This window comes from Limosilactobacillus reuteri, from assembly GCF_034259105.1.
Classification (GTDB): Bacteria; Bacillota; Bacilli; order Lactobacillales; family Lactobacillaceae; genus Limosilactobacillus; species Limosilactobacillus reuteri_G.
Map to the genome: position 1 here is coordinate 1,947,186 of NZ_CP139478.1, position 25,337 is coordinate 1,972,522.

Consider the following 25,337-nt stretch of genomic DNA (forward strand, 5'->3'; position numbering starts at 1 on the left):
AAAAAAAGCCTCTACCGTTCAAATTTTTCAAACGTTAGAAGCTTTTTTAATTTATTCAGTTATTTTTCGTTCAAAATAATGAGCTAGTTTAGCCTCTGGATAATATCCAGTTACCTTTTCTTTCGCCTGTCCATCCCTAAAAATGACCAGACTTGGGACACTCATTACTTTATACCGTTGTGCAATTTCTTGATTTCCATCAACATTCATCCGCACAAACTTGATTTTATCGCCGTATTGTTTTTCAAGCTTCTGCATAGCTGGTTCCATCATTTTACATGGACCACACCATGGTGCCCAAAAATCAACAACCGTCATTGAGCCTTGAACATCCTTATCAAAGGTCTCAGCTGTTGCATCAATTGCCATTTTATTCTACCTTCTTTTTCTGTGATCTACGTATAAAGTGAATAATAATCGTTACCGCAAAAACAAGCAAGATAAAACTACCGAAAATCCCTGATGGAATCTCGATGTCAATTGCAGGAATCGTTAAGAAAAGTTTAATAGCAATCACAAAGATTAAGATATATGCCATCGGTTCTAACTCAGGAACTTTGCGCATCAGTTTCATAATAACTTCAGCAATTCCTCGCATACATGCAATCCCAATCAGACCACCGATTAAAACAATAACCGGATTATTAGAGACAGCTAATGACGCCAAAACAGAATCAATGGAGAAAATAATATCCATAAATTCGATCTGTAAAACAACTGTCCAAAAAAGCTTTCGTCCAGTTAAACGCGTTTTACCTTCACGGGTCTTTCGCATTGCTCGCTTACCAAAGAACTTATTATGAAAGTAACGATAGACAAGGTAAATTAAGTAAGCAGCTCCAATAACTTTGATTTCCCAAAAGTTAATGAGATATACTCCGATTCCAATAATTAAGAACCGAAAAACATAAGAACCCCAAATACCATAGAAAAGTGATTCTTCTTGTTCTTTTAACGTTGGTAATACACGTGTCTGAGCCGCTAACACAACAGCATTATCAACTGACAGTAAACATTCAATCATAACCAACGAAAAGATGATTAACCAATCCTGTCCTGATGTAACGACTGTTGCCCAGTTATGTGGATCAAAAAATGGTCCATACAACTTCTCTAAAAGTGACAATTAATGTCCTCCCTTAATTTAAATTTGCTTTTTAGCTAAGTTATATTTTACCAAATAATTTTCAAAATACGACGGTAATGGCGCACTAATATTTAAAGATTTCATTACGAAGGGTAATATGAGTTTTTGCGACACTCCATGAAGCAGCATCCCCTCTGTTGAAGAAGTATTATAAAGCGGATCGCCAACAATCGGATGACCACTATGCGCCAAATGAACCCTGAGTTGGTGTGTACGACCAGTTACTAAGCGAAGTTTCACCAAAGAATGTTCACGATTACTTGCCAGTGTATCATAATAGGTCAAAGCCGGCTGCGCGTTTTGCCCATTTACTTGATGAAGATGGGGATTCACCGGATTACGTCCAATTGCCCAATCTAGTTTTCCACTCTGGGCCATTTCTCCCTCTACTACCGCCAAATATTGTCGGTGGATTTGTCCATCACTAATTAATCGGTTAAGGATTGGGACAACAATTGGATTCTTAGCAACAACTACTGCACCACTCGTTTGTAAATCTATCCGATGGACCATATAAGCATTATTTTGACTATGCGCTAAATAGCCTGCGACATCATTCATTAATGTCCCTGTTTCGCCATGATAATTAGGGTGTGTTTTTTTTCCCCGCGGTTTATTTACCACTAATAAATCGCGATTCTCATAGAGAACCTCTAAGTGTGATTGTGAAGACGGAATATAATCATTTGCGGTAGGGGTCCGAATTTCATCACCACAAAATAGCAACTTAATATTATCGTTTCTTCCCACCAGTTCATTCATTGACCGATATTCACCATTAACAAGCACTGTCCGCCTAATTCGTAAATAGTGAATTAGCCGACTAGGAAGCAGCCATTGATCATGCAACAACTTGCGTAATGGTTTCGCCACCTGGTCATCAGTTAATTTTTCATTAATTTGCCACCGATACTTCATTTTACTCACCTCTCTTTCGCCTAAATTCTGATAAGATTATTTTACTGTATTTCCCAGGAAATATTTAGAATATTTTTAAGTCGGTTTACTTTTATCCGATAATAGTGTTGAATAGAGTATGAGTAAATTTAAGGGGATGGGTACTGATGTTAACAATAGAACAAATTAATGATCATAGTAAATGGATAAGTATATTCGAACCTCTTCCCCATGAACGATTAGATTTAATTGAAAAATACGAGGTTACTCAAGAATTGCTTGATTACGCAATTGACCCCTACGAAAAAGCCCGGGTTGAAATTGATCCAGATGCAGGAGTTACATTATTAATTTTCGATGTCTATGTGCCAACTCATGCTGTGACGGCTCCACAGACCGCACCAATTGGCATCATGCTAACCGCTAATAATATCATTACTTTTACAAATGCAAAAACTAACTTTGTAAATGGAATCATCGCTAATCAGCTGCAATTATTAAAGAAACACGGTGAAAATGACGATAAATTAAATTTAGTCTTTCCTATTCTTTATCGCCTTTCGACTGATTACTTTGGCCCCCTTCGTAGTGCAGATCAACAGCGACAAGAAATTCAACGAAACCTTCAACTACGAACGGGCCGCCAAGCCATTACCCAATTTACGGAAATTGAAACTGGACTAGTTTATATTCTTACCTCGCTCAAAGGGAATGTTTCCCTACTTGAAGAATTTAAACGCCGCTTTGGTAACCACATTACTACGAAGCAATATAATGACCTTGATGATGTAATTGTCGAAGCACAGCAAGGTCTAGAGATGGCACAGATGACTTCAGATGTTTCTGCCCGTGTCTCTAACGCTTATAGCAAGGTTCTTGATAGTGACCTAAACCAAACGATGAAATACCTAACCATTTATTCAATTGTTCTCTCAATTCCAACAATTGTATCTGGCTTTTATGGTGAAAACGTCAAACTTCCCCTCGCAAACGGAGACTATTCATGGGTTTTTACAATCTTCATTACTATTGTCCTAATGTTGGCATGTGTCATCTTTCTTATTAATCGTCATTGGTGGAAATAAAATAGTGAGTGAAAATTAACCTTCTCGACAAGGCGGTGGGCTAAGGATAGAACGGTGATTAGCACGGTACAGACTGATTATCGTTCGGACTTAGCCTCGAGCCTTGTGGTTAATTTCCACGATATCTTGACTAATCGTAGGAAAGAGGCTGAGAAAAAAACGGAGTTTTTTCTCAGCCTCTATTTTATAAGTTATCGCCACGTTCAAATTGGAACTTAGAATTTAACAACGCTTCATGTAAAAGCTGGTTAATCAATTCATGCGTTTCATTCAGAATATGATTAGCGGTTTTCATATTTTGTTCAGTTAGATAGTTAATTAAATTAGCCGAATTTTGGATCTGAGCTGTTTTTGTAATTGTATCTACTCGTCCTACGCCATAGCTTTGACACCGATCTCGGAAATTATTTACTTCATTGATAAATTCATGATAGCGTGGTTCTACAATTACTTCTAACAATTTATTTAACCAATAAGCACTCTTATCCGGCTGAGCATCGTCAGTAGCATACTTATATTTTGCCGGAGTATCACTAATATTTGTAAAGAACGGAACATAAGGGCTATAGCAATAAAAGCCAAAATTAATCCATTGAATAGCAGCATATTGTGCTGGTACGTCATTCCGAATTTGCAAAATACACGAGCTTTGATTACGATCAAGTGCAATTGAACGGAATTTTCGCTGTTCCTCTGGTGTTCCAGAAGCATAAGTTCCCATTGGATCATAAGGAGTACCGTTATAATGCGATGAGAGGAAGTACTCTACATCCTCAACGGCAATTTTCTTTTCTGCATGTTGAACAAATGGAATTTTTTGGCTGGTAGGCTCCTGTTTTAAGGATGGAGTAAAGAGCTTTTGACCATACCAAGAACGAGGGGTGTTGTAGTAGGCATCTGCCTCATCTTGTGTGCCAAAAATATTCCGGAAATTAAACGTTTGTGGATTAGGATTTAAATGATATTTTTCAACAAAATCTTTAATTTGCGGCGCATACATGAAGCTATCGTGATCGTTAAAGTCGACCTCTTCGATACACATAATGTTCGGTGCAATTGCATAAGCATCATCAGGAATCCGCTGGGCAACCCATTGATGACCTCCACCGGTCTCAAAATACCAGACTTCATCCTTATCGCTAAAAGCAATTCCGTTACTTTCACCAGTACCGTATTTTTCAATTAGGGAACCAAGACGTTGAACTCCTTCGCGGGCGGACTTAATAAATGGTAGGACGAGATAAACCATTGAATCTTCATTAATTCCGTTTTCTACTAACGGATCATGACCAAGCACCCTGGCATTTGTCATTTCGGTTTCTGTCGCACTCATTGCAACATTATATTCATTAATGCCTTGCTCATCCCAGCGTCCTTCATCAGGTACGCCATTGGGAGTTGCCGTATAACGGCATCCCTGTCCCTTCATCTCAACAGTTAACCCATTATATTTTGAAACATAATGTTCACCGGTGTAATCCTTGGCAGGAAATACTTTGAATGTCTTAGGATTGACTCCATCTTCTGCATCCTCATCACGTGCAATAATTGTTGAACCATCAATCGTCGCATTCTTTCCAACAAGCATTGCCGTACAACTACTCATTAGCTTTTGCATAATATACGCTTCCTTCCACAGTAGTTACTGTACCTTCTAATAATACCACTATCTGGAATTAACTGGATTATAAAGAAAAAGCTGAACGTTAATCACACAAGCCAATCTAAAATATCATTAATACCGAACAAGCCATTGAAAATGTTCGGTATTAGTGCTAGGATAACTACATCAAATAAATAGCCTATATAATACCGAAATATGGTCGGTTAGTCTCTACCTAAAGCCGTAAACTTTAGACTATAAGCACTTCTTAAAAACTGACACTGTCTGTTTTTAACTTCAAGCTTTTAAAAATCGGTAGAGAGGCTGAATTTTCAGTCTCTTATTTTTATTTAGGCGTGTTAATTTTTGGGGAGGTATATTTTGAAAGAACCTGTTTCATCTATTCAAGCACCTAGTCGTCACACTAAAATCGATTTCACTCGTCAATGGCAAAATTTTGTCCTTGGTTTCCAGCACTTACTTGCAATGTATTCTGGGGACGTTCTTGTTCCGCTATTAATTGGACATTACTTACATTTCTCCACGCTTCAAATGACTTACCTAGTCTCGATCGATATTTTCATGTGTGGTGTCGCAACCCTCTTACAATTAAAGCGAACACCATTAACTGGAATCGGCTTGCCTGTTGTCCTCGGTTGCGCAGTTCAAGCTGTTACTCCCCTCGAAACAATTGGTGGAAAGCTAGGAATCACTTATATGTATGGGGCCATTATTGCAGCCGGGATCTTTGTTTTCCTAATTGCTGGCTTTTTTGCCCGCTTAAAAAAGTTTTTTCCACCGGTCGTTACTGGATCTTTAATAACTATTATTGGATTTACCCTTGTTCCAGTAGGTTTCCAAGACCTAGGAGGAGGTACGCCAACTGCTGCTTCATTTGGTGATCCCGCTAACCTCCTTATCGGCTTTCTAACAATTGCCATCATTCTGTTATTCAATGCCTTTGCTCGTGGCTTTATGAAATCAATCGCCATTTTACTAGGAATTTTAATTTCTTCTTTCATTGCAGGCGCATTAGGCTTTGTCTCTCTTAAACCGGTTAGTGAAGCTGCTTGGTTCCACGCTCCGCAATTATTCTTCTTTGGCGTTCCACGTTTTGATATGAGTGCCATGATCACAATGATTCTTGTTTCGCTCACGACAATGATTGAGTCAACCGGTGTTTTCTTTGCCCTTAGCGACATTACTGGCCGTCAATTAACAACCAACGACTTAGAACGTGGATACCGCGCTGAAGGTATTGCTGCAATTTTAGGCGGACTTTTTAATACCTTCCCTTATTCTACTTTCTCTGAAAATGTGGGTGTTCTTAAAATGTCTGGAGTGAAAAGTCGTCAACCCGTTTACTATGCCGCCTTTTTACTCTTATTGCTTGGTCTTTTACCTAAAGTCGGCGCTCTCGCAACGGTTATTCCAGAACCTGTCCTTGGTGGTGCAATGATTGTGATGTTTGGGATGGTCGGTGTTCAAGGAGTTCAAATTCTCCATAAAGTTGATTTCTCTAACAATGCCAACCTTCTTACTGCATCTGTTTCAATTGGACTAGGATTAGGGATTACCATGTATCCGCAACTGTTCCAGCATATGCCAACTGAATTTCAAATCATCCTGGGTAACGGGATTGTCGTCACCAGTCTTTCAGCCGTTCTTCTTAATCTGTTATTTAATCACCGGTGGGCTAATCATAATTAATTCTCATTCTTTTTTAATTTAGTTGTTGACATTCAAATCTCAGCACGATATTATAATTTCAACAATTATCGTTTCAGTAGAACCTTCGTTGGGCGTAAGAGAGCCGGTGGTTAGGTGCGAACCGGTCAGGCGAAGTGTTTCGAATTATCACGTGATCTGAATTGTCCGGCCATATTCAGTGCCGTTACCACCTGATATGAGTGCGCATAAAATCAAGATGCGTAGGTGGGTGGTACCGCGATTAAAATAATCGTCCCGTTGATACTTTTATCAACGGGACTTTTTTTATTTCTTTTCTAAGGAGGAACAACGATGAAGAGTATTCGTTTCAAAGAGGCCGCAACCCTCTTACTTATCATGCTAATAATTTTAGGGACTGCCGTGATTAGGTTTGGCTTGTCACCACAGATCCCCGTCCTATTTGTCATTGCTTTACTTATTTTTTGGGTTAAGCTTCGTGGTGCTAGTTGGGACGAGATTCATAAGGGTATCCAAGAAGGAATCGGTACCGCAATCATCCCCATCTTTATCTTTATCCTTATTGGCGCATTAATCGCTGTTTGGATTCAAGCTGGAGTCATCCCTACAATTATGATTGTCGGCTTCAAACTGATTAGCAGTCAATTTTTTGTTCCATCAACATTTATTGTCTGCTCTTTAGTCGGTCTATCCATTGGTAGTGGTTTTACAACTATTTCGACAATCGGAATTGCCTTATTTGGAATGGGAGTTGCGCTTAATGCTAATCCTGCGCTGGTAGCGGGTGCGATCATTTCGGGAGCCGTTTTTGGTGATAAAATGTCGCCGCTCTCTGATTCAACTAATCTTGCCTCCGCAATTGCAGGTAGTGACCTTTTCGCCCATATTAAGAATATGATGTGGTCAACGATTCCTTCTTTTATCGTTTCGCTAATTCTATTCTGGTTCTTTGGTAATTCCAGTTCTCATATCAGCGCCGGTAAGATCGCCCACACAATGGCTATCCTTAATCAACAATTTATGATTTCATGGTGGGCCCTACTACCAATCGCCTTAATGTTTATCTGTGCATGGCGTCATATTCCAGCTATTCCAACCTTATTTATCAATATCATCGTTACAGTAGTCATGATCTTCTTCCAAAAGCCAGGAATCTCTCTTCAATCCCTCGCCAAATTAATTAGTGATGGCTTCGTTGCTCACACTAGCGATGCAACTGTTAATACGCTACTTACCCGTGGTGGGATTAGCAGTATGATGGGAACAGTTTCCCTGATCATTGTTACCCTTTCGCTTGGGGGAATTTTGATGAAGTTTAACATTGTTCAGTCAGCAATGAAGCCGCTTATTGACCACCTTCATAAGCCTGGCAGCCTTATTACTGTTACAATTCTTTCGGGTATTGGAATCAATCTTTTTGTTGGGGAGCAATACCTTTCCGTTATTCTTCCAGGTAAGGCATTTAAGGGTGCATTTGATAAAATGGGTCTTTCACCATTAGCCCTTAGTCGTGTCCTTGAAGATGGCGGAAGCGTTATCAATTACTTAATCCCATGGGGAGTTGCCGGATCATTCGCCGCCTCAACCCTTGGTGTACCAGTCCTTCACTTCCTACCATTCGCTTTCTTTAGTCTGTTTTCACCAGTCTTCTCAATTTTAAGTGGAGTTACGGGGATTGGTTTGAAGTGGCAAAAAGGAAAGCAACGCAATACTACAAATGAAAATCAAATAAAGGAAGCTTAAAAAAAATCTGGGTTTGAGAATTTCTTTTGGCAGATTGTAAAATTTAAGTTGAACATTTAAGTGGACAGAAAAACCCATCAAGGTCTTTAATGGTGTTACCACACAATCCATTAGAAAGAAGGACCTTGATGAGCACCACTATTTTATCATTCCAGAACCGTGTTGTCATTGAAACGCTTCATAATGAAGGACGTTCCTTGCGATACATCGCTAACTACTTAGGCTTTAGTAAGACCACCATCTTTAACGAACTTCACCGGCTAAATAGTGGGTATCAAGCTGAACTAGCGCAAACTGACTTTGAACGCAAGGTTAGTCAACGGGGGCGGAAGTCTTCACTCACTAAAAGCCTTAAGCACTTGATTGAGGAAAAGATTCAAGTCCAGAAGTGGTCCCCTGAACAAGTTGCCCATGTAGTTGGGATTGCCTACAAGACGGTCTATAACTGGATTGATCAAGGATGGCTTGATGTACAGTTACCCGATTTGCCTGATCATGGAATTCGTCGTCATCGTGCTAAAGAAAAGCGTGGTACGTTCAGTCACGGCCGCTCCATTGAGGAGCGTCCTCATAAAGTCGAAACTCGCCAAGAATTCGGCCACTTTGAAGCTGATACCGTACTTTCTGGCAAACGTAAAGGTCAAGCTGTGGCGACTTTTGTGGAGCGTAAGAGTCGCCTGACAATTGTTAAACGGCTCCATGGTCGCGACAGTCAGTCCATGACTCAAGCCGTACTTGAACTAGCTAGTCAACTTCAAGACAAGCTCAAGACGCTTACCGTGGATCATGGGAAAGAGTTCGCTAACTATCAGGCAATTGAACAGCTAACGGGTACTCAGGTTTACTTTGCCCATGCCTATTCACCGCACGAACGCGGTAGTAATGAGAACCGTAATCGAGTTTTGCGACGGTTTATTCCCAAGGGACAAGCCATTGAAGAGCTGAGCGATCGCCAGCTGGTTCAAATCAATTGGTATCTGAATTCCCGACCACTTAAATGTCTTAACTGGCACACACCAATCGAGATCTTCTTGATTAATCTACGTCACTAAATTCGTTCAAGTTATTTCTTGCAATCTGCCTTTTACCCAGACTTTTTTATTATCCTGCAATTAATACTTCTGTTACCAACAATCCACCACCAAAGATTAAAACAAAGACAACTACCGGCCACACGAAACGCAGCCAATGGGAATATCGCATATCAAGCATTTGCAAAGTTGCCATTACTAATCCAGTTGGTGCTAAGAATAACATTGCATATTGCCCAAATTGATATGCAGTAACAACCGTATATCGTGGAATATGAACCGTATCAGCTAGTGGAGCTAAAATTGGCATTGCTAGCACTGCTAAACCAGATGATGATGGAACGATAGAGCCTAAGACAAAGAATACCAACATCATCACAATAATGAAAAATGATCCGTTCATATGCGCAACCATTTTTGAAGAAGCATAGAGAATTGTATCAGAAATATAGCCATCATTAAGCACTTTATTAATTCCCCGTGCCAAACCAATAATTAATGACACACCGACTAAGCTAGCTGCTCCATCAGAAAAAGCTGTTGTAGTCTTATATTCGCCTAAACCGTCTTGGCGCCCGAAACAAGTTAAAAACATAATAATAATAGCAATTGTTAAGAAAGCTGATGCCATATTAGGAAAGGCCCATCCTTTGGCCATTACTCACCAAATCATAATTGGGAAAGCACAAGCAAATAAAATTAAAATAATTTTCTTTTTTAAAGTAAACCGCTGATCTTTTTCTTCGCTAGTAGTCATTCCCCCCACATTTGATCAAATTTGTCCCGGTCATCATAGGAATAGGAAAACTGTGGATTCTGTTGTACTTTGCGTGCATACCAATGCAAGTAAAATAATAAACAAGTAACTGCAATAACCAAACCAAAAATTCGTCCTGCCATTCCTTGCGTAAAAGTTGTCCCAGCAGCATTTGACGCAATTACAACTGAAAACGGATTGATTACTGAAAATGTTGTTCCAAGCGAACTTGCTAAGAAACTAGCCCCAACACAAACAATTGAATCATAACCCATCGCAATAAAAACTGGGGCTAAGATTGGATAAAAGGCAACCGCTTCTTCTTCAATCCCACATAGGGTTCCGCCAAGTGCTAGTAAAACTGTTACGAGGAACACTAAAATAAATTCTTTCCCCTTAGTTTTGGTAGATAGCGCGGCTAGCCCAGATTCAAAGGCTCCACTTGCTTTAACAACACCAATCAAACCACCTAAGACTAAGATAAAAATCATAATATCAACTGATTCTATCGTACCATCGACTATACTAGAGAAAATATCGCTGATCGAAGCAGGATGCTGTTCAAGCCGCTTATAAGTTCCCGGTACTGAAATTGGCTTATTGATTGCACCAGATTTAAACTGGTCGACATCAATCTGAATGTGCAATTTATCTAATGTTGCCTGTGTTGCCGGATAACTAATTTTTTCTCCAGTTGGTTGTGTTACTTGGAGATGATCATTGACATATGCTAGCTTAGAATAGCTTCCCGCTGGAACAATCCAAGTCAACATTACTGCAATCACCGTTAGAAAGAATAAAATTGTAAATGCACCTGGCATCTTTAATTTAAACCGATGCTTTTTCCCTGCTGTTGCTTCTCCCATCATCCTCACTCCTTAAGTCTTCTTTCTCCCTTCTATTAATTTTAGCAAGCGTTTTCAACAAACTTCGTAATAAGTCAGATTAATTCAACAAATGCATATTTATTGTTTAAAAAGGACTGTGACATAAGTTAAGTTACTTTCATAAAAAGCAAATACGCAGTACAACAATGGCCTCTAACGTCCGGCAAAACCGAACGTTAGAGGCCTATTGTTGCTTGCGGGGGCTCCCAGAGGCTAGCTTCGCGTCGAAAAACGAAGTCACAAGTGACTTCTGTCTCGCTCCCTTTTAGTATCTTCACCTTTATTACTTAGGCTACTTATTATATTCAACAATTTCCATATCATTATCAGTCAACGTTGCGCGCGTCAGACTTCCATTTGCCGGGCGCTCAGTTACATCATACTTTCCATGACCAAAACGTTCTACTAAGCTTAAAACAGTATTTCCATGACTTACCCATAAAACATTGGCATCGTCAGGTAAATCAGCGTTACGAATTAATTCAATCCCTTTGTCCATTCGTTGCCAGTACTCTTCATTGTTTTCGGCATCATGAAATGGATCAGCATCCTTTAACCAGTCTTTGGCTTGGCCGATGGAATATGCGGTTACAATTTCACGGAAGTTCTTAAAGCCATGAGGGGCACCCGCATTGTACCAAGCAAGATCCATATTCGTTCCTTCATATGATCCATAAAACTCTTCCCGAAAATAAGGAGCGGTGACTGGGTGAGCTACAGAATTAGCGTTATTAAGATTTAAAATCACTTGTGCTGTTTCCATGGCTCGGGAAAGGTCACTACAAAAGGCACCATCAAAGTGAATATTCTGCAACTTCTCCCCAGCTACCTTTGCATCTTCTTTCCCCTTCATAGTTAGTGGAGAATTACTCCAACCTTGCAATTTATTGTAAATATTAAAGAAAGTCTGTCCATGGCGAACAAGATAAATATTCAATTTAGTCATAACAATCCCTCCATAATTTTATTGTACCGCTTACAAGTCCTTAAAACTATTTAAGAATTAACTTTGAGCTTTAAACACATATTCTTCATATTCTCCACGTAGACTAAAAAATACAGGAGGAAGGAATTATTATGAAGCTTAGAGACACGAGTCAACCAAATATTGTTGCTGCTAAGATTATTAATGTTACTCCGAAAAATGTTACCGTAATTACTGAAGAAGGCCACCTGCTCAAGATTCCATTAACTAAACAATATCGGGAAGATAAAACTTTACGCGCATCATTAGTTGATATTTTGAAAGCAGGGATATGGATTCCAGTAAATAAAAAGCTTAAAAAATTATTTAGTTACGACTGGCTTTCTGTTCCTGCCTTGGTCCCAGCAAAGAATTAAGTTTCTTCAATGATTTCCATAAAAGGGATGTTTTATAGTAATCTATGATAAAATAATTCTTGATTTGTCGAAATTGGACTTCGATAATCTAGAACAAACCATATTGATTGCGAGGAACATTCCTAATGAAAAAATTAAGCAAATTTGTGGATACTAGGATTGGTTTTTTCACCCTCCTAGTTATCCTTTTTTGGTTAAAGACCCTGTTTGCTTACTTTACTGACTTTAAGCTTGGTGTTACGGGAATTTTTCAATACCTTATTTTAATTTTTAACCCGTTAGCAACCACCTTTTTTATTTACAGTTTAGCATTCTACTTTAAGCGTTCACGGTTCTTCTACCCAGTTATTATGGGTCTAGACATTGCGAACACATTATTACTTTATTTAAACGTCATCTATTATCGTGAATTTACCGATTTTATGACAATTGCTACGATGACAGGTTATTCAAAAGTTAATCAAGGTTTAAGTGGTAGTTCACTTGCCCTCACTAACTTTCATGATGTCTTTTACTGGTTAGATATCGTCGTAATTCTTATTTTAATGCTCTGTAAAGTTATCAAATTTGATCCCCGAGCAATTGGAACACGGTTAGCATTCGCATTTAGCTCCGTTGGTCTTGTCTTATTTGGGGTTAATTTATCTTTTGCGGAAATGAGTCGTCCTCAATTACTTGGCCGGACATTTGATCGTTCTTACATTGTAAAATATCTTGGAATTGATACTTTTACTGGCTATGATTTAGTAAAATCGCAACATATCAATAACATGCGACAGAGTGCTACTAAACCTGAACTACTGAAAGTTAAGAAATTTACTGATAAGCACTACGCTCCAGCTAATCCACAAATGTATGGAATTGCTAAAGGACGTAACGTGATTATCATCCACCTTGAAAGTTTCCAACAATTTTTGATTAACAAGAAGATCAACGGGCAAGAAGTTACCCCATTCCTTAACTCGCTTTATAATGGCAAGGATACCTACTCGTTTGATAATTTCTTCCATCAAGTCGGTCAAGGTAAAACCAGTGATGCGGAAAACCTTTTAGAGACTAGTACATTTGGCTTGCCACAAGGATCTTTATTTGCCACACTCGGAAGCGATAATACCTTCCAAGGCGCTCCAGCTATTCTTAATCAACGTGCCGGTTACACGAGTGCTGTTTTCCACGGAAATGTCGCTAGTTTCTGGAACCGCAATAATGTATACAAGAATTTAGGTTATCAGTACTTCTTTGATGCTAGTTATTACGATACTTCTGGCGACAAGGCTACCGGATATGGACTTAAAGATAAGTTATTATTCAAAAACTCGATCAAGTATCTCCAAAGTTTACAGCAGCCATTCTACGCTAAATATATCACTGTTACTAACCACTTCCCTTACACGCTTGATGATGAGGATAAAGATCCAAACTTCCAAACAACTAATACCGGGGATAGTAACGTCGATAATTACTTTGTAACAGCTCATTATCTTGATCAATCAATTCAAGAATTCTTTAATTATCTCCAAAAGACTGGGCTTGACAAGAAATCAATCATAATGATCTATGGTGACCATTATGGGATTTCAAATAGTGAGAATACTTCCTTAGCAAGTGTTCTGGGAAAGAGTGCCGATGATTGGACAGACTTCGATAACGCTCAACTTCAACGTGTGCCGCTAATGTTTGTCATCCCTGGTACGGGTCACGGAAAAGTTTATCATACCTATGGTGGGGAAGTTGATGTTCTTCCAACCCTCCTTCACTTATTAGGAATTAGCAGTAAACGCTACATTCAATTCGGAACCGATCTCTTTTCTAGCAAGCATAATCAAGTGGTTGCCTTCCGTAATCGGGATTTTGTTACGCCAACTTATACTAGTGTGGGCGGAACAATTTACAATAATAAAACTGGTAAAGAAGCTAAACTTACCAAAAAGCAGCAAGAGAAGTTAAAGAAAGATCAAGATTTTGTAAATGAGGAATTAACCCTTTCTGATTCGCTAAACGAAAAAAATCTCTTGCGGTTCTACCATCCAAAAGGGTTTAAAAATGTTGACCCAGCTGATTACAATTATTCAAATGGTCTAAAACGAGCACAGCAAATTGAGAAGAAGAAAGGAATTAAATCAACAAGTATTTACTCAGAAAATGGAGATCGTTCAACTGTAGATGACTACAGCACTGACGCCCCTGAGCAAAATCATTCTTCCACTGATTCCAACCGTATTAAGATCACTAACCCAGACGCTAATAATAAGTAGTAAAGGTACAAAATAGAATAGTAGAGTCTAGCAGAGCACTGTGTTCTACCTAGGCTCTATTTTTTAAGTTTAAGCTAATTTCAGTCATCTAAACTTTCTCTCCATTAATAAAAGTGATATTGTTAATCTGTACACAAAGAATAATGGAGGGATTTTTATGGTTGAAGAATTTGGCTCACCATCATCTTACATTCAAGGTAAAGGTGTTCTTTTTGAAAGTGATAAGTATCTTAAAAACTTTGGCACAAAGCCATTATTATTGGCTGGCGAAACAGTCTATAAAATTGTAGGTAAGCGTTTTGAACAGTATCTTCAAGAAAACGGTTATGATGTCACCCGTGTTCAATTTAATGGTGAATCATCCACTAACGAAGTAAACCGGGTCACAGAAATTGGTAAAGAAAATAATGTAACCGTCGTTTATGGTCTTGGTGGTGGTAAAACAGTTGATACTGCCAAAGCGATTGCCGATAATCTCCATCTACCAGTTGTAATTATGCCAACGTTGGCTTCTAATGATGCTCCCTGTTCACGCCTTTCGGTAATCTATACTGATGACGGTGTATTTGACCATTATCGTTTCTACAACCAAAATCCTGACTTGGTCTTAGTTGATACACAAGTTATCGCTAATGGTCCTGTTCGGATGCTAATTTCTGGAATTGCTGATGCTTTAGCTACCAATGTTGAAGCACAAGCAGTTGCCAAAGCTAATAGCGATACAATGCTAGGTGAAAAACAAACCCTTGTTGGAAATGCAATTGCTCAAAAATGTGAAGAAACATTATTTAATTACTCGCACCTAGCTGTAGCTGATGCAGAAGCCCATGTCGTTACACCAGCATTTTCTAATATTGTTGAAGCAAATACGCTAATGAGCGGTCTCGGTTTTGAAAGTGGTGGTCTATCTGGTGCCCACGCTATTCATGATGGCTTAACAATTTTAGAAGAGACTCATGATTTAACACACGGTGAAAAGGTCGCATACGGTACCTTAACACAATTAATGTTGGAAGGCGCTGACCAGGAACGTTATAACAAGTACTTCCAATTTATTCTTTCTTTAGGTCTACCAACTACTCTTGCTGATCTACATTTAGAAAATGTCACTGATGAAGAATTACTCAATGCTGGAAAAGCCGCCTGTTCAGAACAAGACACCATGGATCGTTTGCCATTTAAGGTAACACCAGATGACGTGGCTCAAGCATTACGAGCAGTTGATGCATATACTAAACAATATTTAAATAGTCACCATTGTCATCATAGCCAGATGTAATAAAAGGGAGCGAGACAGAAGTCACTTGTGACTTCGTTTTTCGACGCGAAGCTAGCCTCTGGGAGCCCCCGCAAGCAACAATGGCCTCTAACGTTCGGTTTCGCCGGACGTTAGAGGCCATTGTTGTACTGCGTATTTGCTTTTTATGAAAGCAACTTATGTCACAGTCCTTTTTTATTTACCCCATAAGAAATTAATTAATGCCTTATCAACTTGAGTATTATTATGAAGTTTCGAATGTTGAGCATCTTTTCCTGTTATTTTTAGAACACGGTATGACTTCGCCCGAGCAGCCACTAGATACTTAAGTGACAATGATGATGCATTATCAACAGTACCGTCTGAATGATTACCAACATCACCAATAATATTAAGAACTGCTACTTGACCTTTGGGATAAGTTTGCCGGACTTCTGTCATTTGACGATATGTGGCATTCATTTCATTTGGCTTTCCGTCTTTATTTAATTTCATTCCAATTGGTTGCCGGATAGCAGCAGGTACCTGTTTAAAATTCAATCCTGCAAAATGACCTGCGATATCAACCTGTTTTTGTAATTGAGGCATATTCTGATTTTTACCGTTTTGCAACATATAGTAAATAATCGAAATATTTCCCAGGGAATGACCAACCATATTAATCTTAGTTATGCGATAGCGTTTCTGTAATGCCTTTACAACATTTGTCGCATATTCGCCATGCTTATTAAAATCTAACTGCCTATTGTTATCATAATTTACCTCAACAATTGGATTGATGGCCCCTTTATGCATTGAACCATGAAGGGTAACTTTCCCGTTATTAGCAACATCAGCTCGCAGGACTGTGCTCGTTACCCCGGCTTTTTTAGCAGCATTTACCATGTGTTCTTCTGCATGATAACTACTGCCTCCACCATGGAAAAATAGCGTTGGCGTTGTTGATTGCACATACTTACTATGTTTTTGCTGATGCCAAACTGCCCCACCAATTATTGCCAGGATAACAATTACTATCACTACACCAATTTCAATATGGCTTTTTTTCATAATTTCACCCGCTTTTTTGTTTACTTAGATTATAAGTCTAAGAACAATAATGCATTCAAAACTTATTTTAATGCAGGAGACGTTGCCAAAAGTTTCCACGGCGAACATCATTAGCACTATATAGAGAGTAAGTTAATGGTTCCCCATTAAGCGTTTCTAACTGATCACTCGTTATCCTTAAACTGCCGACACGTTCACCTTTCCAAATAGGTGCTTCTAATTTTTTCTTTTTATATTGTGTTCCAATTGTATAGTCCGTTTTTGTATCATACGGACTCCAAATAGTTACTTGTTGTGGCGTGAGTTTCATTGTTTTTTCAACACCATTAGCTACTTTACGTGTTGTTACTGATGATGGAACTTTTATTTTTTGTAAATGGTCCTCTGTTTTAAGGATCTTATATAAATTCTGAGTAGCCTTAAATCGGTTGTCTTTATTGCTCCCTTTTGAATGTAAGATAACAGTAATGATACGGTGTCCCTGATACTTACCTGTACTTGCAAAACAAGCTCCCGCACTGTCAGAAGTCCCCGTCTTCAAGCCATCAATCGTTACCCCTTTTACAGCGTACTGTTCTCCCGGTAACATCTTATTAAGATTTTTTTCAGTCTTAACTTGATCTTTCGCTATTTGAAATTTCACTTCTTTTTGTGCTGTAATTTGTAAAAGTTCTGGATAATGCTTTACAAAGTATTGCGATAAAATGGCAACATCCCGTGCACTCATCGTATTAGCAGCATTGTTAGGAAGATCAGCTAACTTAAAACTTTTCATATCTCCATTGTCTAATCCGACTGAATTAACAATATTTGTCTTAGTCATTCCAATTTTTTTGGCTTTTTGCATCATTTTAAGATTAAATTCATCGGTTCCATCCCCGGTAGCAGTTGCAAGTGCGACGGTTGCTCCATCAGCTGACTTTACAAGGGCTGCATTGATTAATGTCCGAACTGAATAAGATTGACCAGATTTTAGTCCGATTGAAGAATAAGCAGCATCATTAGAAATAGCCGCAATTTCAGGAGTTATTTTCACTTGAGTATCCCATGAAAGTTGCTTCTGTTGGATTTCATCTTCAATTACCAAAATAGTTAATAATTTTGTAATTGAAGCCACTGGAAGAGCCTTATCTACATTTTGCTTATAGATAATTTACCCTGTTGAAGCATCAGCCATGATCGCTGCAGAAGCATCAATTCGATTATTTGCTAATACGGATTGACTTCCCACCATTAGCATCATGAATAGAGATAAAATAAAAACTGTCAATTTTTTCATAAAATCTATTCTCCTATTTTCTCCAAGTACGGTAAGATAAACTTAATAATAAATAATAAAGGAATTCATTATGGCAGATTGCAAGAAATAACTTGAACAAAGTTAGTGACGCAGATTACGCAAAAAGATCTCAATTGGTGTGCGCCAGTTTAAACATTTGAGTGGCCTGGAGTTCAAATACCAGTTAATTTGAATTAACTCATCATCAGTGATTTCCTCAATCGGTTGACCTTTGGGGATAAAGCGTCGTAGTACTCGGTTGCGATTCTCATTACTGCCCCGTTCATGTGGAGAATAAGCATGCGCAAAGTAGAGGGGAATCCTGGCCTGCTCTTCAATTAGCTTGTAGTTAGCGAATTCTTTCCCATGGTCAACAGTAAGGGTCTTGAGATTATCTTCTAACTGGTTAGCTAATTCTAAAATGGCCTTGGTCATTGAGGTACTATCTCGTCCCTGAAGCCGTTTAACGATGGTAAGACGACTCTTACGCTCGACAAACGTAGCTATTGCTTGACCTTTACGCTTTCCAGATAAAACTGTATCTGCTTCAAAGTGACCTGAGGTATGACGGTCAATAACTTCAGCGGGACGATCTTCAATGGAACGTCCATGGCTAAAAGTCCCACGGGTTTCTATGGCTCGTCGGCGGCGAATTCCATGGTCAGGTAAATCAGCCACGCCAATATCCAATACTCCTTGATCAATCCAGTTGTAGATGGTCTTGTAGGCGATTCTAACTACATGAGCCACTTGTTCAATCGACCATTTTTGGATCTTAATCTTTTCTTCAATTAATCGCTTGAGGTTAGTCGTTAAGATGGTTTTACGCCCACGATGACTAAGTTTAGCTTCATGATCAGCTTGAGCTTTAACTGCGTGATATTCACCAGTCAAACGATGAACCTCATTAAAGATCGTGGTTTTACTGAAGCCAAGGTAATCAGCGATGTATTTAAGGGAGCGGTTTTCATAACGAAGAGTTTCGATGACAACACGGTCTTCAAATGATAAAATAGTGGTGCCCATAAAGGTCCTTCTTTCTAATGGAATGTTGTGGTGACACCATTAAAGACCTTTATGGGTTTTTATGTCCACTAATATGTTCAACTTAAATTTTACAATCTACCTTATGAATAAAGAACTTAAATCTCTGCTTTTCATCTCAACTGGCCTATTCCTTATTTTTGTTCTAATTTTTAATCTTTATACATATAATGCTGCTAGATTTATTCCCCAAGCTAGCAAAACAAGTCAAATTCTTAACCAAAATCGACTTAGTGCCCCTAATATCTACCGTTCCTCTGAAAATTGGGCATACCCTAAGATCGATAACGCTCCTATTGAATTGGTCGCCATCAAACAAGCAAAAAGAATTCTAGTTATTAACACAAATAAGCGACAAGTTATTTACATCATCCACGCACAAATTAACTTACCAGCACAAAAAAATTCTTTTCGCTTACTTCATGCTCGGGGGCAGCAAATTTATCACATTAATGGTTCCCAGCAAGCCATCGCTAAGAACTGGTTAGGAGTTAATGATGGGAACTACATTGAAACCCCCGTTACAGATATGAATAATCATCAGGTCCCACGCAATCTACGAAAAGCACCCAAAATTGAAAACACTATCCAGGTGTCAACCCCCGATGCTAAATGGCTTCAAACTTTTTGCCTGAAAATACACCCTTAATAGTTAAGGAGGACTATTAATATGATTTCACGCCTAAAATATGGACGGTTTTTTAATCGCTTACTTGGAAGTAATCTTATTTTGCTAATTATAATTAGCTTTTATAATCTTCTTACATACTTCATCCCATTAAGCCAAATTTCAATCACTCAAATAATTTTCTTCTTTCTAATAATTGATCTACTCTTGTCTATCTTTAAGATTTTAGCGCTACACAATTAGCCGACAATCTCAATCTTAGTACCGACTGGCAAATTCTTTTCCATCCATTGTGCGTCCGGCACTGAAAGCCGAATACACCCGTGAGAGCCCTGTGTTTTTCCAAGTTTAGCAGCTTCTTGTTCATTATATTTTCCATCTGCTTTAGTCGGAACACTATGAAACAAGTATTCTCCATGATTCTTCCAAGAAACGTAGTAATTAGCTCCTTCTTTCAACGATTGATTAAAAAAGCTATCTCCTCGCTCTTGTTGAGCATAAAATGTTCCTGTCGGGGTCACGCTTTTCAGCTTACCAGTTTTTGGATCCTTTTTATAAATTCCACCTGTGCTATACATTGTATAAATGACCTTTGAACCATCATACAAATATGTCCGATTATTTTTTAAGTCAACTTTAATCCAAAGGTCCTTCACTTTATTCAAATCTGGATACGGAACTGTTTCCGAGGACTTATGCCAATCAATTGGGGTTCTCATATGACTTTCACTATTATCGATTTCCTTTTCTTGTGTTGGCTTTTCTTTTACTTGCGATTCAACTACTGCTTTTTGGGGATGTGCATTTGAAGCAGCATGTAATTCTGGACCAATTGCAATTATTGCTACTAATAAGCAAAATATTCCATAAATCCAATGCTTTACTCGTAAGTTCAAATTAATTTCTCCTTTACAGATAATTCAAAACATCACTATTATAATTATAGGGAATTTTTTATTCAATATACTTTAAAAAAGGTGTACAAAATGCGAGATAATCTTAAAGTTTCATACTTAACTGCTATCTTTTTCTTTATTGTTGCTATCATTTATGCAAATCTTGCGTAATAATCGTGAGGATTCTACTATGACATCATTTTTTTCATTCATATCAAATATTTGGTCTTATACCATCAGTCATAAATGGTCAAAGGATATTTTACGAGCTAACATCCTTTTTATTCTTTTAGTTATTATTTATGATCTTTTTCACTTTTCATTAAAAAGGTGGATTATAGAATGAAGTTAGCCACCCAGTTGGTGGTAAATAAAAAACGCCATTCGGCGTGACATCAGGTATCATATTAAGTGAACCAAACCTATATGAAAGGATGTCCGTCAAATGACGCACTTAAATGATACCATGTCTACTAGTTTATTGACTACTCATAAAAAGAATGCTCATCTTACTAAAGAAGAACGTGTGATGATTGCGACTTTAAAGTCGCAAGGACTTTCCAATCGCGCAATTGGTCGCCAATTAGGAGTTAATCATCAAACAATTAATAACGAGCTCAACCGTGGTACGGTCCGCCAACTTCGTCGTCAAAAATCTAATGGTAAGATTTACGAATATTCTTACTACATCTATAGTTATGAAGCTGGTCAGGCCACATATCTTGAACATCACCGCCATTCTGGTCGTCGTCGCTTATATTATTCTTCAAAGCAATTTTTACGATTAGCTGATCAGCTAATGCTTGGTGAGTTTGACGACCACCATTACTCCCCACAAGCGGTTATTTATAAGGCTCGAGATTTAATGAATGATGGCACCCTGATCCCAAAGTCGGTTGTAACTTTATATCAATGGATTAATGAGGGTGTGCTTCGTACGTCCAATTTAGACCTCTTTGAAAAACCTAAACGTAAGCATCATCGAACTCATCCGCAAGCTAAAAGGTGCTTAGGGCCTAATATTGCTCAACGACCTCAAACTGCGGACCAACGGTCCGAAATTGGCCATTGGGAACTAGATACAGTTCAGGGACAGAAAAACGGTAATGACAGTGTTGTACTAGTAATGACTGATCGCCTTTCACGAGTTAATATCACAAGTAAAATTGCTGGTAAAACTGCGCATGCAGTAAATCAGTTCTTTATAAATTTACGCCAGAAAATGGGCACAGATGCTTACTATCGCATCTTTAAGACAATAACCTCTGACAACGGTTCAGAATTTAGTGAGTTAACACAAGTTCACGATCATGTTTTCTATGCTGATCCGTATTCCCCTTGGGAACGTGGATCCAATGAGATCAATAACCGGTTTCTCCGCAAGGAGATTACCAAAGGTGAAGCTATAAATAACTATAGTAGTGCTCAGATCATAGCGACTAATGATTGGATGAATCACTATCCACGAGCTATGTTTAATGGACATTCGTCAATGGATATCTATCGTAAGGCCTTCTACCAAGAGATATCACAGCTCCATCAACCAATAATCAATTGGTCAGTATTATTTATTTGAGTCCAGTGGCTAACTTATTCTTGAAATTTAGGTTTTCATTAAAAATAATTAGTTGGCGGATCTTTTTCAAAGTATTTCTGCTGTTAAATATTTGTTTGTTTTTTAAGTTTCTTTTAGATGGCATTGATCGCTATTTAAGAACACGGTAACTTTATAAATTCTTTATTGAGTTATTAATTTTCCGTGCTAAGATAGGAACGTAATTATTTATTTTCGATTTGAAGAAGGTACAATGCATTCATATATTAAATACTGGATAGCAGGAATAGGAGCATTATTAATTATAATGATTGCGGGGATGACTGTTCACCAGAAAAATCATTTCAATAAAAACGTAACCATCAATAATGTTGCCGTTGGGGGATTAACAGCCAAGTAAGCTTTTGAGAAGGTAAAGGGGACCTCAGGAGTAACCAAGGTATACGTTGACAATAAGCTAGTTTACCAAACTAAATCAATGAAGGCTAACTTTAGTAATAATGATGAACAAAAATTTAATCAAGCACTGAAAAAGCAGTTTACATTTTTCCCATCTCATAAAGCAACAAACTTATCAATAAAGCCAGATAATTTTGATCAAGATTCGCTTAATATTGCTAAAAACAAATTAACTAACAAAGTACAGCAACTTAACACAGGTCGTAAAGCTCCCGTTGATGCTTACGCGGTCTACCAAAATGAGAAAGTTTCGATAGTTCCTGCAGTTAAGGGTAATAAATATGATTTACAAAATGCTGTTAATCAACTAAATAATCAAGCAGGAAGTACTAAAATTAATATTACTTTACATAAGGAACAGCCAATTGCGGCAAATAGCAAAACCGTTAAGAACGAGGAAAAACAGTTAAATAAGTTAAAAGGGAAGAAAGTTACTTACCTTGTTCAAAATGAAAAGTATAGTCTCACTACCAATCAAATTATTACCCGGGCAACTTATCAAAATGGCAAGTATCATTTCGACACTACGGCCTTAAATAAACAAGTAAAGAAAATCAATGAAAAACATGCAACTCTTGATAAACCATTTAAATTTAAAACTCATTCTGGAGCAGAAATTACCACTACAGCTAATGGTTCTTCCTATGGTTAAAAAATTAGCGAGAAAAAAGCTGGCAATTCATTAACTAAAGCAATTATCGATGGTCGCCAAGAAGTTGATGGGGAGCACGATATTGAAGGAAAAGGCTATGACACTGCTGGACTCGGCTACAATGTTACATCCAATAATGGTATCGGCGACACTTATGCTGAGGTTTCATTAGCTGACCAACGAGCTTATTTCTACAAAGATGGTAAATGTGTCCTTGAAACAGATATCGTTAGTGGAACTAATAATGAAGGCAACAAAACGCCAAAGGGAGTCTGGTATATCATGTACCAACAAAGTCCTTCTGTTCTCCGTGGGCAAAATGACGATTGATCAAGTTATGCAAGTAAAGTTAATTATTGGTCACCGTTTACTTTAACAGGATGTGGCTTCCACGATGCAAGTTGGCGTCACAATTGGTCCAAGACTGCTTACCTAAACGATGGTTCGCACGGTTGTATTAATATGCAACCAAGCGTGGCTGGTCAAGCCTTCCATGATTTAAAGCAAAATGAACCTGTTATTATTTATTAATACTCTAAGAGGTTGGGAACCCCCAGCCTCTTCATTATTTTAAAAGAACACCTAACCAGACTGTGATGAAAAACTCGCAAGCTAGCTTACTTTTTATTCTCTTAATTAATATATACGTAAAAAATTCTCCTTTGCACCTCATAATTCTAAAATAGTGGTACAGTAAAAATGTATCTTAACCTTAGGAGGCTTAGATTATGACTGATAAAATTGTTACTGCAGAAGAAATGCGACATTACGATTCTTACACCATTAATACAATTGGTATCCCCTCCCTTGTGTTAATGGAACGGGCTGCTCTAGCCGTTCGCGATGAAATTTTACATGCTTTTCCGATCGCGCTAAAAGATGTGGTAGTAGTAGCTGGTAGTGGAAACAATGGCGGGGATGGAATAGCCATTGCACGCTTGCTTCATATTGCAGGTGTCCATGTAACAATCCTCAATATAGGTAATCCTAAGCATGCATCTGCTGAACATCAAACACAAGAAAAGATCGCGCACTATTATCAAATTCCTGAAACTTCTGATCTCGCTGTCCTTAATAAGGCAACATTAATTGTCGATGCCATGTTTGGAATCGGAATCGATCGCGCAGTAAAAGGAGCTTATGCCGACGCGATTAATGCGATCAATAACACTGATGCGGTTGTCGTTGCAGTAGATATGCCATCAGGAGTTAATACTGATACTGGAGAAGTAATGGGGACTGCTGTCAAAGCTACCACAACCGTAACTTTTGCCTATAATAAGGTCGGCTTAACCAAAAATGACGGAAAAGATTACGCAGGAAATGTTGTCGTTGCAAATGATATGGGAACCTATGCAATAGACTGATTGGAATATTATTTACCGAGCCGTTTTACTATTAATCGCTGAATATTAAGATTATTATAATAAGTGACGAACGTTTCAGTGAACTAATTTGGAGGTAAATAATATGTCAGAGTTAACAACCAAATTATTTATAGATGTTAAAAATTTTGAAAAATACCAATCAATGTTAAAGTGCCAAGTACACATTGAAGAAGAACGTCATGGTGATTATTGCTTACCAGGTTTTCCTGATCGTCACAATTTCCACCGTCTTCTCCGGATTTTACGTAAACATGATGACGGTTTAACTAGCAAACAACTAATTTACGACTTCGATTACCGGCCAAGTGACCTTGAAGATGCTACCAAGGCATTAGTAACAAACAATTTGGCAACTACCACCCCAATTAACGAGGAAGACTATAAAATTCGACTTAACACTGAGGGTATCGAAGTTGCTGATAATTTGCTAAAGCGTCGTGACAAGATTGCTGAAGCTGCTTACCACACATTGAGTGAAAATGAACAACGAGAATTAGACCGGCTCGTAAATAAGCTAACTGAGGATTATGCGAACCGCGACGTAAATTACAACGCCCTTGGCAACATTTGCCGTTAAAATAATATCCAATCAAAAAAAGCTGCGACTAAGAGAATTTGCTATGTTCTCTTAGCCGCTGCTTTTTTAATGGCATCAAGCCTTATCAGAAAGGCACTTTCCCGCTTGCGTTTATT

At 38.3% G+C, this 25,337-nt stretch carries 19 protein-coding genes, 3 pseudogenes and 1 riboswitch; of the genes and pseudogenes, 12 read left to right on the plus strand and 10 right to left on the minus strand.

What is annotated here, in order from left to right; translation table 11 throughout:
- Nucleotides 1-51: 51 nt before the first annotated feature.
- Genes trxA through SH603_RS10705 form a run of 3 tightly spaced genes read right to left on the minus strand, consistent with a single transcriptional unit; the run spans nt 52 to nt 2,065 of the window.
- Entirely contained in the window at nt 52-369 is a 318-nt protein-coding gene (gene trxA, locus SH603_RS10695) for a thioredoxin (RefSeq protein ID WP_169471740.1), read from the minus strand.
- A 1-nt stretch (nt 370) separates the two neighbouring features.
- Nucleotides 371-1,126, minus strand: coding sequence for a TerC family protein (locus SH603_RS10700; protein ID WP_020843392.1), 756 nt, complete (start codon nt 1,124-1,126; stop codon nt 371-373).
- 18 nt (nt 1,127-1,144) lie between these two features.
- Complete coding sequence (locus SH603_RS10705) at nt 1,145-2,065, minus strand: RluA family pseudouridine synthase (protein WP_321533950.1); 921 nt, start codon at nt 2,063-2,065, stop codon at nt 1,145-1,147.
- A gap of 146 nt (nt 2,066-2,211) precedes the next feature.
- Between SH603_RS10705 and SH603_RS10710 the strand changes: the two genes are divergently transcribed.
- Complete coding sequence (locus SH603_RS10710) at nt 2,212-3,129, plus strand: magnesium transporter CorA family protein (protein ID WP_169472495.1); 918 nt, start codon at nt 2,212-2,214, stop codon at nt 3,127-3,129.
- Nucleotides 3,130-3,313: 184 nt separating this feature from the next.
- Here the strand turns inward: SH603_RS10710 and SH603_RS10715 are convergent, their stop codons facing one another.
- Nucleotides 3,314-4,747 (minus strand): C69 family dipeptidase, encoded by a 1,434-nt coding sequence (locus SH603_RS10715; protein ID WP_169470984.1) that lies wholly within the window; start codon nt 4,745-4,747, stop codon nt 3,314-3,316.
- 164 nt (nt 4,748-4,911) lie between these two features.
- Nucleotides 4,912-5,010, plus strand: a riboswitch (purine riboswitch).
- A gap of 103 nt (nt 5,011-5,113) precedes the next feature.
- On the opposite strand from SH603_RS10715, the gene SH603_RS10720 reads away from it, so the two are divergent.
- From SH603_RS10720 to SH603_RS10730, 3 genes are all read left to right on the plus strand, one after another.
- Nucleotides 5,114-6,442: a nucleobase:cation symporter-2 family protein gene (locus SH603_RS10720; protein WP_003669772.1), complete on the plus strand. Its 1,329-nt coding sequence runs from the start codon at nt 5,114-5,116 to the stop codon at nt 6,440-6,442.
- 312 nt (nt 6,443-6,754) lie between these two features.
- Nucleotides 6,755-8,164, plus strand: a complete 1,410-nt coding sequence (gene nhaC / locus SH603_RS10725) for a Na+/H+ antiporter NhaC (RefSeq protein WP_169472494.1) — start codon at nt 6,755-6,757, stop codon at nt 8,162-8,164.
- Between the two features lie 128 nt (nt 8,165-8,292).
- Complete coding sequence (locus SH603_RS10730) at nt 8,293-9,216, plus strand: IS30 family transposase (RefSeq protein ID WP_321533676.1); 924 nt, start codon at nt 8,293-8,295, stop codon at nt 9,214-9,216.
- Nucleotides 9,217-9,265: 49 nt separating this feature from the next.
- On the opposite strand, the pseudogene SH603_RS10735 reads toward SH603_RS10730, so the two are convergent.
- Together SH603_RS10735 and SH603_RS10740 are read right to left on the minus strand one after the other, a co-directional pair.
- A pseudogene (locus SH603_RS10735) lies at nt 9,266-10,821 on the minus strand (YfcC family protein).
- A gap of 310 nt (nt 10,822-11,131) precedes the next feature.
- Nucleotides 11,132-11,785, minus strand: coding sequence for a histidine phosphatase family protein (locus SH603_RS10740; RefSeq protein WP_153705798.1), 654 nt, complete (start codon nt 11,783-11,785; stop codon nt 11,132-11,134).
- 131 nt (nt 11,786-11,916) lie between these two features.
- Here SH603_RS10740 and SH603_RS10745 point away from each other — a divergent pair, with 131 nt between their 5' ends.
- From SH603_RS10745 to SH603_RS10755, 3 genes are all read left to right on the plus strand, one after another.
- Nucleotides 11,917-12,180: a hypothetical protein gene (locus SH603_RS10745; protein ID WP_019251934.1), complete on the plus strand. Its 264-nt coding sequence runs from the start codon at nt 11,917-11,919 to the stop codon at nt 12,178-12,180.
- Between the two features lie 125 nt (nt 12,181-12,305).
- Nucleotides 12,306-14,435, plus strand: coding sequence for an LTA synthase family protein (locus tag SH603_RS10750; protein WP_169472493.1), 2,130 nt, complete (start codon nt 12,306-12,308; stop codon nt 14,433-14,435).
- Between the two features lie 157 nt (nt 14,436-14,592).
- Nucleotides 14,593-15,714, plus strand: coding sequence for a glycerol dehydrogenase (locus tag SH603_RS10755; RefSeq protein ID WP_321533951.1), 1,122 nt, complete (start codon nt 14,593-14,595; stop codon nt 15,712-15,714).
- 174 nt (nt 15,715-15,888) lie between these two features.
- Here SH603_RS10755 and SH603_RS10760 read toward each other — a convergent pair whose 3' ends face one another.
- The 3 genes and pseudogenes from SH603_RS10760 to SH603_RS10770 form a co-directional block, all read right to left on the minus strand.
- Nucleotides 15,889-16,743, minus strand: a complete 855-nt coding sequence (locus SH603_RS10760) for an alpha/beta hydrolase (RefSeq protein WP_169472491.1) — start codon at nt 16,741-16,743, stop codon at nt 15,889-15,891.
- A 67-nt stretch (nt 16,744-16,810) separates the two neighbouring features.
- Nucleotides 16,811-18,022 (minus strand): annotated as a pseudogene (locus tag SH603_RS10765) (D-alanyl-D-alanine carboxypeptidase family protein).
- Between the two features lie 102 nt (nt 18,023-18,124).
- Nucleotides 18,125-19,048, minus strand: coding sequence for an IS30 family transposase (locus SH603_RS10770; protein ID WP_321533737.1), 924 nt, complete (start codon nt 19,046-19,048; stop codon nt 18,125-18,127).
- Between the two features lie 73 nt (nt 19,049-19,121).
- On the opposite strand from SH603_RS10770, the gene SH603_RS10775 reads away from it, so the two are divergent.
- Entirely contained in the window at nt 19,122-19,715 is a 594-nt protein-coding gene (locus SH603_RS10775; protein WP_321533952.1) for a hypothetical protein, read from the plus strand.
- Nucleotides 19,716-19,933: 218 nt separating this feature from the next.
- On the opposite strand, the gene SH603_RS10780 is transcribed toward SH603_RS10775, so the two are convergent.
- On the minus strand, nt 19,934-20,590 hold the full coding sequence (locus SH603_RS10780; protein WP_169477868.1) for a L,D-transpeptidase: 657 nt from the start codon (nt 20,588-20,590) through the stop codon (nt 19,934-19,936).
- A 445-nt stretch (nt 20,591-21,035) separates the two neighbouring features.
- Between SH603_RS10780 and SH603_RS10785 the strand changes: the two genes are divergently transcribed.
- From SH603_RS10785 to SH603_RS10800, 4 genes and pseudogenes are all read left to right on the plus strand, one after another.
- Nucleotides 21,036-22,166 (plus strand): IS30 family transposase, encoded by a 1,131-nt coding sequence (locus SH603_RS10785; protein ID WP_013923736.1) that lies wholly within the window; start codon nt 21,036-21,038, stop codon nt 22,164-22,166.
- Between the two features lie 232 nt (nt 22,167-22,398).
- Nucleotides 22,399-23,787: pseudogene (locus SH603_RS10790) on the plus strand (L,D-transpeptidase).
- Nucleotides 23,788-23,984: 197 nt separating this feature from the next.
- Nucleotides 23,985-24,623, plus strand: a complete 639-nt coding sequence (locus SH603_RS10795; RefSeq protein WP_169471460.1) for an NAD(P)H-hydrate epimerase — start codon at nt 23,985-23,987, stop codon at nt 24,621-24,623.
- Between the two features lie 103 nt (nt 24,624-24,726).
- Complete coding sequence (locus SH603_RS10800) at nt 24,727-25,221, plus strand: hypothetical protein (protein WP_003665072.1); 495 nt, start codon at nt 24,727-24,729, stop codon at nt 25,219-25,221.
- Nucleotides 25,222-25,337 lie beyond the last annotated feature (116 nt).

What these genes read in the sequence shown, in the direction of transcription:
- SH603_RS10795 (WP_169471460.1), top strand. Translation starts at nt 23,985, where the DNA reads ATGACTGATAAAATTGTTACTGCAGAAGAAATGCGACATTACGATTCT.
- SH603_RS10785 (WP_013923736.1), top strand. Translation starts at nt 21,036, where the DNA reads ATGACGCACTTAAATGATACCATGTCTACTAGTTTATTGACTACTCAT.
- SH603_RS10770 (WP_321533737.1), bottom strand. Translation starts at nt 19,048, where the DNA reads ATGGGCACCACTATTTTATCATTTGAAGACCGTGTTGTCATCGAAACT.
- SH603_RS10760 (WP_169472491.1), bottom strand. Translation starts at nt 16,743, where the DNA reads ATGAAAAAAAGCCATATTGAAATTGGTGTAGTGATAGTAATTGTTATC.
- SH603_RS10715 (WP_169470984.1), bottom strand. Translation starts at nt 4,747, where the DNA reads ATGCAAAAGCTAATGAGTAGTTGTACGGCAATGCTTGTTGGAAAGAAT.
- trxA (WP_169471740.1), bottom strand. Translation starts at nt 369, where the DNA reads ATGGCAATTGATGCAACAGCTGAGACCTTTGATAAGGATGTTCAAGGC.
- SH603_RS10710 (WP_169472495.1), top strand. Translation starts at nt 2,212, where the DNA reads ATGTTAACAATAGAACAAATTAATGATCATAGTAAATGGATAAGTATA.
- SH603_RS10745 (WP_019251934.1), top strand. Translation starts at nt 11,917, where the DNA reads ATGAAGCTTAGAGACACGAGTCAACCAAATATTGTTGCTGCTAAGATT.
- SH603_RS10705 (WP_321533950.1), bottom strand. Translation starts at nt 2,065, where the DNA reads ATGAAGTATCGGTGGCAAATTAATGAAAAATTAACTGATGACCAGGTG.
- SH603_RS10755 (WP_321533951.1), top strand. Translation starts at nt 14,593, where the DNA reads ATGGTTGAAGAATTTGGCTCACCATCATCTTACATTCAAGGTAAAGGT.
- SH603_RS10800 (WP_003665072.1), top strand. Translation starts at nt 24,727, where the DNA reads ATGTCAGAGTTAACAACCAAATTATTTATAGATGTTAAAAATTTTGAA.
- nhaC (WP_169472494.1), top strand. Translation starts at nt 6,755, where the DNA reads ATGAAGAGTATTCGTTTCAAAGAGGCCGCAACCCTCTTACTTATCATG.
- SH603_RS10730 (WP_321533676.1), top strand. Translation starts at nt 8,293, where the DNA reads ATGAGCACCACTATTTTATCATTCCAGAACCGTGTTGTCATTGAAACG.
- SH603_RS10775 (WP_321533952.1), top strand. Translation starts at nt 19,122, where the DNA reads ATGTTCAACTTAAATTTTACAATCTACCTTATGAATAAAGAACTTAAA.
- SH603_RS10750 (WP_169472493.1), top strand. Translation starts at nt 12,306, where the DNA reads ATGAAAAAATTAAGCAAATTTGTGGATACTAGGATTGGTTTTTTCACC.
- SH603_RS10740 (WP_153705798.1), bottom strand. Translation starts at nt 11,785, where the DNA reads ATGACTAAATTGAATATTTATCTTGTTCGCCATGGACAGACTTTCTTT.